Annotated in this window: 8 protein-coding genes; 3 read left to right on the forward strand and 5 right to left on the reverse strand. The window is 71.8% G+C overall.

The window, feature by feature from the left end:
* The first annotated feature begins 84 nt into the window (after positions 1-84).
* A complete protein-coding gene (locus tag D7X55_RS06835; protein ID WP_121722582.1) occupies positions 85-1,194 on the forward strand; it encodes a serine/threonine-protein kinase in 1,110 nt (369 codons plus the stop codon).
* Entirely contained in the window at positions 1,191-2,132 is a 942-nt protein-coding gene (locus tag D7X55_RS06840) for an RluA family pseudouridine synthase (protein ID WP_121722583.1), read from the forward strand. Before D7X55_RS06835 ends, D7X55_RS06840 begins: the two co-directional genes overlap by 4 nt.
* Here D7X55_RS06840 and D7X55_RS06845 read toward each other — a convergent pair.
* Positions 2,129-2,542 (reverse strand): secondary thiamine-phosphate synthase enzyme YjbQ, encoded by a 414-nt coding sequence (locus D7X55_RS06845; protein ID WP_121722584.1) that lies wholly within the window; start codon positions 2,540-2,542, stop codon positions 2,129-2,131. The two genes, D7X55_RS06840 and D7X55_RS06845, sit on opposite strands and share 4 nt — an antisense overlap.
* A gap of 41 nt (positions 2,543-2,583) precedes the next feature.
* Here D7X55_RS06845 and D7X55_RS06850 point away from each other — a divergent pair, with 41 nt between their 5' ends.
* Positions 2,584-3,789 (forward strand): DNA polymerase IV, encoded by a 1,206-nt coding sequence (locus tag D7X55_RS06850; RefSeq protein ID WP_120552835.1) that lies wholly within the window; start codon positions 2,584-2,586, stop codon positions 3,787-3,789.
* Positions 3,790-3,866: 77 nt separating this feature from the next.
* Here D7X55_RS06850 and pcnB read toward each other — a convergent pair whose 3' ends face one another.
* The 4 genes from pcnB to D7X55_RS06870 form a co-directional block, all read right to left on the reverse strand.
* On the reverse strand, positions 3,867-5,612 hold the full coding sequence (gene pcnB, locus D7X55_RS06855) for a polynucleotide adenylyltransferase PcnB (protein WP_121722585.1): 1,746 nt from the start codon (positions 5,610-5,612) through the stop codon (positions 3,867-3,869).
* 379 nt (positions 5,613-5,991) lie between these two features.
* On the reverse strand, positions 5,992-7,038 hold the full coding sequence (locus tag D7X55_RS06860) for a phosphatase domain-containing protein (protein WP_120552833.1): 1,047 nt from the start codon (positions 7,036-7,038) through the stop codon (positions 5,992-5,994).
* On the reverse strand, positions 7,035-8,069 hold the full coding sequence (plsX, locus tag D7X55_RS06865; RefSeq protein WP_120552839.1) for a phosphate acyltransferase PlsX: 1,035 nt from the start codon (positions 8,067-8,069) through the stop codon (positions 7,035-7,037). The genes D7X55_RS06860 and plsX overlap by 4 nt, the downstream gene beginning before the upstream one ends.
* A gap of 10 nt (positions 8,070-8,079) precedes the next feature.
* The coding region (locus tag D7X55_RS06870; RefSeq protein WP_121722586.1) for an MFS transporter at positions 8,080-8,402 on the reverse strand (323 nt) is incomplete at its 5' end.

The raw sequence follows: 8,402 nt of genomic DNA on the forward strand, positions 1-8,402 counted from the left end.
CGCGCGGGCGAGCGTCCGGTGGCACGCGAGGAACATCCGAACGTTTGACCCTGACACGACGTGGTCCGTAGGATCCGCCCTCCCATGCCTCCCAAGGCCATTGGTCCCTACCGCGTGTTGGAGACGCTCGGCAGTGGCGGGGCCGGGACCGTCTATCGGGCCCTGGACCGCCGCAGCAACGACGAGGTCGCGCTGAAGCTCCTGTCGACGGGTGGCCCGTCGCTGGACGACCGCGCGGCACGACGGCTCGCGCGCGAATTCGAGACCCTGGCGGACCTGTCCCACCCCAACGTCGTGAAGGTCTTCGAGGCCGGCATCCACGCGGGCCAGCCGTACCTGGCCATGGAGCTCATCGAAGGGCTCACCCTGCGCCACTACCTGGACGTGAGCTTCAACGACCTGCACACGCCCACGCCCTCCTCGCGAGGCCCCTTCTCCCTGCGCCGCACCGCCGACGACGACTTCGGCAGCGAGGACGGCCCGGACGAGGACGACGACGGCAGCGAGGACGACGGCACCTTCGACCTCAACGCCTTCGCGGAGGAAGCCCCCAGCGAGGACCTGGCCAGCTTCCACGGCGCCGGGGAGGACGACTCGGACGGGCTGCCCGGGGTGGACCCGCGCCGCGCGGGCGTCCGCGCGCCGCCGCCCTCGCGCACGCCCGCCACGCCGAAGCTGGCGGACCTCAACCGGCCGGAGCGCATGGGCAAGCTGAAGGACGCCATGCTCCAGGTGTGCGAGGCGCTGGCGTACATCCACGGCCACGGGCTGGTGCACCGGGACCTGAAGCCGTCCAACATCATGGTGGACGACGACCGCCAGGTGCGGCTGATGGACTTCGGACTGGCCAAGTTCCTGGCGGACGACGCGGGCATCACCGCGGACGGGAAGCTGGTGGGCACCTACCGGTACATGGCCCCGGAGCAGATTCTGGGCGAGCCGCTGGACGGACGCGCGGACCTGTACAGCCTGGGCGTCATCCTGTACGAGCTGCTGAGCGGGCGTCCGCCGTTCGACGCGAAAACGCCGCACGAGCTGTGGCGCCAGGTGCTGGAGACGGAACCTCCGCCGCTGCTCGCGCTCAACCTGCATGGCGACCCGCAGCTGGCGCGGGTGGCCCATCGCCTCATCCGCAAGGAGCCGGACGACCGGTTCCAGACGGCCGAGGAAGTGTACGAGGCCCTCTCCGAGTGACCACGACGACGACGCACACCCTCACCGTGGACGCCGCCAAGGCGGGCCAGCGGGTGGACCTGTTCGTGGGCGAGGCCCTGGGCCTGTCCCGCGCGCGCCTGAAGCGCCTCTTTGAAGAAGGCCTGGTGCGCGTCAACGGCCGCCCCGCGAAGAAGGGGCTCACCCTCGCCGCCGGCCAGACGGTCACCGCCACGGTGGAGGAGGCCCCGCGCGAGGCCACGCCCGACGCGGACTTCCCGCTCGTCGTCCTGCACGAGGACGAGGCTCTGCTCTTCGTGGACAAGCCCGCCGGCCGGCCGTCGCACCCGCTGCAGCCGGGCGAGACGGGCACGGTGGCCAACGCCCTGGTGGCGCGCTACCCGGAGGTCGCGCAGGCGTCACAGGACCCGCGCGAGGGCGGCCTGTGCCACCGGCTGGACGTGGAGACGTCCGGGGTCGTCGCGGCGGCCCGCACGCGCGAGGCGTGGACGGCCGTGCGAGAGGCCTTCAGCAACCGCGCGGTGGACAAGCGCTACGTCGCCCTGGTGACGGGCCCGCTGGCGGACGAGGGCGAGGTGGAGGTGCCCCTGCGCCACCACCCGCGCCACCCGGACCGCGTGGAGCCCGCCCCCTACGGCGCCGAGGACGCCCGCGAGGCGCTGTCCCACTTCCGCGTGCTGGCCCGGTCCGGGGACTACAGCCTGGTGGAGGTGAAGATCCTCACCGGCGTGCTGCACCAGGTGCGCGCGCACCTGGCGGGCGTGGGCGCGCCGATCGTAGGGGACGCGCTCTATGGCGGCCGTGAGGCGCCGGAGCTGGGGCGGTTCTTCCTGCACGCCCGCTCGCTCACCGTGCCGCACCCGGTGACGAAAGAGCCCGTGAAGGTGGAGAGCCCGCTGCCGCCGGACCTGGTGGCGGAGCTGGGGCGGCACGGGCTGTCGTGGCCGGTGGCCGGCTAGTCGCCCATCACCTTGACGATGACGCGCTTGCGGCGCTGGCCGTCGAACTCCGCGTAGAAGCACTGCTGCCAGGGGCCCAGGTCGAGCTTGCCGACGGTGACGGGAATCAGCACCTGATGGTGGACGAGCATGGACTTCAGGTGCGCGTCGCCGTTGTCCTCGCCGGTGCGGTGATGGCGGTAGTCCGGGCCGTGGGGCGCCAGGTGCTGGAGCCAGTCCCAGATGTCCTCGTGGAGGCCGGGCTCGTCGTCGTTGACGAAGACGCCCGCGGTGATGTGCATGGCGGACACCAGCACCATGCCCTCCTGGATGCCGCTCTTCTTCACCAGGGAGGCCACGGTGTCCGTGAGGCGCACCAGCTCCCGGCGGGCCTTCGTCTCGAACCAGAGGTATTCGGTGAGGGTCTTCATGGCTCGCACTGTCAGAGGGGACCACTAGAGTGACTCACGCCATGCGAGCCATCCTCCACGTGGACATGGACGCCTTCTATGCGTCCGTCGAGCAGCGCGACAACCCGTCCCTGCGGGGCAAGCCGGTCATCGTTGGCGGGCATGCACAGCGTGGCGTCGTGGTGGCCGCGTCCTACGAAGTGCGCCCCTTCGGCGTGCGCAGCGCCATGCCCATGGCCCGCGCGGTGAAGCAGGCGCCACACGCCATCGTGGTGAAGCCGCGCTTCTCCGCCTACGCGGAGGCCAGCGAGCACGTGTTCGCCATCTTCGAGCGGTACACGCCGCTGATTGAGCCCCTGTCACTGGACGAGGCCTTCCTGGACGTCACGGCGTCGGTGGGGCTGTTCGGCGCGGCGGCGGACATCGCCAAACGCATCCGCCAGGAGATTGCCCACGAGCTGAAGCTGCCGGCGTCCGCGGGCATCGCCACGGCGAAGTTCGTGGCGAAGATTGCCTCGGATCTGGCCAAGCCCAACGGCCAGCGCGAGGTGCGGCCGGAGGAGACGGTGGCGTTCCTCGCCGGGCTGCCGGTGTCTCGGCTGTGGGGCGTGGGGCCCAAGACGGAAGAGGCGATGAAGCGCGCGGGGCTCATCACCATTGGGGACGTGGCGGCGCGGGACGCGGACTGGCTGGAGGAGCGCTTCGGCGCGGCGAGCGGCAAGCACCTGTGGGAGCTGTCGCACGGCATCGACGCGCGGGACGTGGTGCCGGACCGGGCGGCCAAGAGCGTGGGCGCGGAGGACACCTTCGACGAGGACCTGACGGGCCTGGACGCGCTCAAGCCGCACGTGCACGCGCAGGCCCTGCGGGTGGCCCGGCGGCTGCGGCGGGCGTCGCTCAAGGGCCGGGTGGTGCAGCTCAAGCTGAAGTTCTCGGACTTCACGCTGATCACCCGGCGCACCACGCTGCGCGAGGCCACGGATGATGGACAGCTCATCTACCGCGCCGCGCTGGAGCTGCTGGAGCGCGCGCACGAGGGCAAGGCGTTCCGGCTCACGGGCGTGAGCGTGCAGCTGGACGAGGACGAGCCGCAGCTGGGCCTGTTCCCCGCGGCGGCGCCGAAGTCGTCGAAGCTGAACGAGGCCATGGACCGCATCGCGGCGCGCTTTGGCAGCAAGGCCATCACCATGGCGGACATCGCGGGGGCGGAGGCGTCGGACGACGACCACCACCGCTCCGAGAAGCCGGTGGACAAGCCGAAGCGGTAGCGCGTCCCCGGACACGACAAGGGCCGGAGCACCTGAGCGCTCCAGCCCTCTCGCTGCATCCGGCTGCGACGGGAGTGCTACCCCTCGCCCGCGTCGGAGCCGGAGGACGCCGGGCGTTCCGCGCCCGAACCGCTGCCCTCTCCGCTCCCGTTGCCACGGCGGCGGCGACGGCGGCGGCGCTTGCGGCGGGGGCCTTCCGCGTCCGCTCCGGAGTTCGCTCCGGCGCGCGGCGGCGGCACCTCTCCGGCCTGCCAGGCCTCCAGCGCCTCGCGGCCCTCGCCCGTGGCCTCCACCGTCATCGCGTAGACGGCCAGCGCCTCGTTGAAGAGCGGGTGGCGGCGGAAGGCGCCCGTCTTGCGGCGGCGCTCCCCGGACAGCGTGCGCTGCATCAACAGCAGCATGCGGCAGCGCTCGGCGATGCGGCGCGGCAGCCGCGCGGACTCCACGAAGCCCGCCAGCAGGTCCTCGATGACGCGCGACACCGACGCGCGGCCCTCGTCCTGCGACTCCTCCACCGGCGGCTGCGCGCGGCTGATGGGCACCAGCAACGCCGCCAGCAGGATGGCGTCGTCCAGCACCTCTCCGGCCGACACGCGCTTATCCAGCGCCTGCGCGAAGGCGTAGAAGGTCTTCTCCCCCTCCTTGCCGTTCTCACGCAGGTACTCGTCCACGGGGGGCAGCAGAATCTTGAGCGCGTCCAGCGCCGCCAGCAGCTTCAGCGCCGGGGCGGACACGCCGCCGCGGATGAGCCGGAACGTCTCCTCCAGGAGGCGCGCGGGCGCGCAGCGCGGCAGGTCCTCCACCGCGCCCTCCATGGCCGCGTACGTGCGCGACTCGATGTCCAGGTCCAGCTTCGCCGCGAAGCGCACCGCGCGCAGGATGCGCACCGGGTCCTCGCGCATGCGGATTTCCGGGTCGCCAATCGTCCGGATGAAGCGCTCATCCAGGTCGCGCCGGCCGCGCACGTAGTCAATCACCCGGCCTTCGGCTGCGTCGTAGAACAGGCCGTTGATGGTGAAGTCGCGGCGGCGCGCGTCCTGCTGCGCGGTGCCGAAGACGTTGTCGTGCGTGATCAGCAGGTCCTCGCCGCCCTGCCCGTCGTCCGAGCCCGGCGCGCCCGCCGCTCCCGCGCCCGCCGCTGGCTCCAGCTCCGTGGGGTTCGCGCGGAAGGTGGACACCTCCACGATCTTCCCGCCCTTGAAGTAGACGTGCGCCAGCCGGAAGCGCCGTCCAATCAGCCGGCAGTTGCGGAAGATGGCGCGCACCTCGCCCGGGTGGGCGCTGGTGGCCACGTCGAAGTCCTTGGGCTTCTTGCCCAACAGCAGGTCGCGCACGCAGCCGCCCACCAGGTACGCCTGGTGCCCGTGCTGGTGCAGCCGCAGCACCACCTTGAGCGCGTCCGGGTCCATCTCGTCCGGGTCGATTTCGGCGGGCTCGCCCGTGCGGGTGGTGGTGGGCGCCTGCAGCTCCGGCTCGTTCGCGGCGGGCTCCGGCTCCGGCTCCAGGATGACGGCCTCGGGCTCCTCGGCTTCGTCACCCGCCTCGGCGGCGGCCTGCGCGTCCTCCGCCTCCGCGGCCTTCAGGGCCTCGGTGGCGGCACGGATTTCGTCGCTGACCTCGGGGCCGGCGTCCTCGGCGTCGTCATCGTCGTCGAACCCGTCGTCCTCCGCCGCGTCCGTGGAATAGGCCGGTTCGGCGGGGTCCGTGGGGGCCCGGTTGGGGGTTTCAGTGTCGCTGGGGTGCTCGGCGGAGTCCGCGGGCACCTGGGCCTCGGTGCGCTCGGTGCGCTCCTCGGGGCCCGTCAGGTCCAGGGGGGAAGACATGGAAAGTACCTCGTGCGCGGACCCGGATGCCGTGTCCGCCGCCGCCTCGAAGGAGGCCTCTCCGCGCGCGTCGTCTCCGGGCGCGGCTGGCAGCGTTCCGCCTTGGGGCGGGGGATGGATCGGGTCTCGCGTCATTCGACTCGGCAGGGCAGCCGTCTAGCACGCATCCTCCCACCCATGGGGGTCCGTGCTTAAGGACATTCTTCAGGGACGTCGGGGGTTCCGCTGGGGCCCCCCTGCCCGCCCTCCGTGCGCCCTCTGCCCGTGGCCCGGGCGCCTCCACCGGATAACACCCGGGGCACGCCCCGGCCTCACGGGGAGCCCCGCCGCTGGAGGGGCCCCCGGGCAGGCAGGCAGGCCGCCACAGCCGCCCGGCGCCTCAGGTGGGCGGCTTGAGGGTGCGCGCCTTGTGGGTCCGGGGCAGCGCGTGGGAGATGAGCGACACGTAGTCCACCGCCTGCACGCGCGGTGGGGGTGGCTGCGTGCCCAGCGCGGCCAGGCGCTTGCTGAACGCGGCCAGGATGTCCGGCATGGGCCGCATGGCCTTGAGCAGGGCGTTGGGCCCCTCCATCGCCTGGGACAGCGCGATGGCGGCCTGTTGCAGCGGCAGCCCGCGCCGCAACAGGTCCTGGAACGAGTTCGACAGCGTGATGATGTTGTGCCCCGCCGTCTGCACCATCTCCACGGCGATCTTCAGCACCTGCGGCGCCGTGAGGTGGCCGTCCGCCAGCAGCACCAGCGCCGCCTGGAAGTAGTTGAAGATGGGCACCACGCGCGGGCCGTAGGGCGTGAAGTGCGCGGGCGGCGTCAGCTTGTCCAGGTGGATGAAGATGCGCCGCACGGGGTCCGCGATGGGGATCTTCTTCCACGCCTCCTGCACCCGGGCGGCGTCGTCCGGATACACCCCGCCCGCCTCCAGCACCTGGGACAGCACGCGCTCGTCCACGCGCCCCGCGATGAGGTCCGCGTAGAGCGAATAGATGAACGCGTCCGCCTCCGCGTCGTCCCCGAAGAGCACCTCCTCCGCCTCCACCGGCGCGTGGACGCGGCTCTCCAGGATGGCGGGCAGCTTGTAGCCCACCTGGCCGCGCAGGGCCCGGAAGCGCCCGCGCAAGAGGTTGCCCACGTTGTCCTTGAGGACGAACTCGTCCCACTGGATGCCGTCCAGCTTGAGCTTCTCCTCCAGCACCGCGCGCATCTGCTTGGGGCTGCCGGACACGATGCACAGCCGCGAGTCCCCCTGCTCCGCCAGCTCGCGGATGAGGGCGGAGGCGCCCGGGATGGCGACCTTCTCATGGGCCTTCTGGAACGCCGTGCGGAACAGGTCGCGCAGCGACTCGAAGTCCGTCTGGAGGTACGTCTTGTCCAGGTCCCACCGGTAGATGCGGCGCGGGGGACGCGGGTCGATGCGGTCCGGCAGGCTCACTTCGCCAGGCCCTCCTGGATGGCGGTGCCCAGCTCGTTCGCCACCGCCTTCGCGGCCACCTTGCCCGCGTTCGCGATGGCGCGCGCCTTGGAGCGGCCGTGCGCCTTGATGAAGATGCGGTCGAACCCCAGGATGGGCGCGCCGCCGTACTGCTCCCAGTCCGTGATGTCCTTCAGCCGCTCAATCCCGGAGGACAGCATGGCCAGGCCCGCGCGCCAGCGCAGGCTCTCCTTGTAGGCGTACTGGGCCAGCTCCATCACCGTGTCGTGCACGCCCTCCAGCATCTTCAGGCACACGTTGCCCACGAAGCCGTCGGTGACGATGACGTCCACCGTGCCGCGCGGGATGTCGATGCCCTCCACGTTGCCCGTGAAGTTGAGCCCCGGCATCTGCGACAGCCGCTGGTGCGCCTCCACCACCCGGGGCGGGCCCTTCTGCGGCTCGACGCCATTCGACAGGAGCGCCACCTTGGGCCGCTCGTTGCGGGAGATGATGCGCGCGTAGGCGGAGCCCATGACGGCGAACGCCACCAGGTCCTCCGCGGTGGCCTCCACCGTGGCGCCCACGTCGAGGATGAGGCTGAACGGGTCCTGCTTCGCGCCGCGCACGCCCCGCGTGGGGTACACCGTGGCCAGGGCCGCGCGGCGCACACCCGGAATCAGCTGGAAGTGGCGCTTGCACGCGAGCACGCCCGCGCCCGTGTTGCCCGCGGAGACGAGCGCGTGCGCTTCCCCTTCCGCCACCAGCCGGGCGGCGACCGCCACGGAGGACTCGGGCTTGCGCGCCAGCGCCTCGCCGGGCTTCTCATCCATGCCCACGAAGTCCCCCGCGTGGTGCACGGAGATGCGCTCCCCGTTGTGCTTGATGCTCGCCAGGGCCTCGTCGATGACCGGCCGGTCCCCCACGAGCAGCGCGTGGATGTGCGGAGACTCCAGCGAGAGCTGGGCAGCGCCTCGCACCACCTCCGCCGGGCCGTGATCGCTCCCCATCACGTCGAACGCGATGGTGATGTGCTGCGGCTTGCCCACCATGTTCCCCATCCTATGAGCTTTGCTCCGCGCCTGCTCCCGACATTCGCACCTGTGTCACCAGGGACAGTGCCAAAAGTCCACCCAGCGCCACCAGCACCGCGCCCGTTCCGTAGGGGGCCGTCGGGCCCAGCCGGGTGAAGAGCAGCCCGCCCAGCGCCGGCCCGATGATGCGGCCCAGGGACCCGGACGCCTGATAGGCCCCCAGCACCGCCCCCTGCCGCTCCATGGGCGCGTGCAGGGACACCAGCGCGGACAGGCACGGCGTCACCAGCGCGGACCCCACGGCCAGCAGCCCCATCACTGGAAACAACCACCCGTACGACGGGGCCACGG

The organism is Corallococcus sp. AB049A (assembly GCF_003668885.1).
Classification (GTDB): domain Bacteria; phylum Myxococcota; class Myxococcia; order Myxococcales; family Myxococcaceae; genus Corallococcus; species Corallococcus interemptor.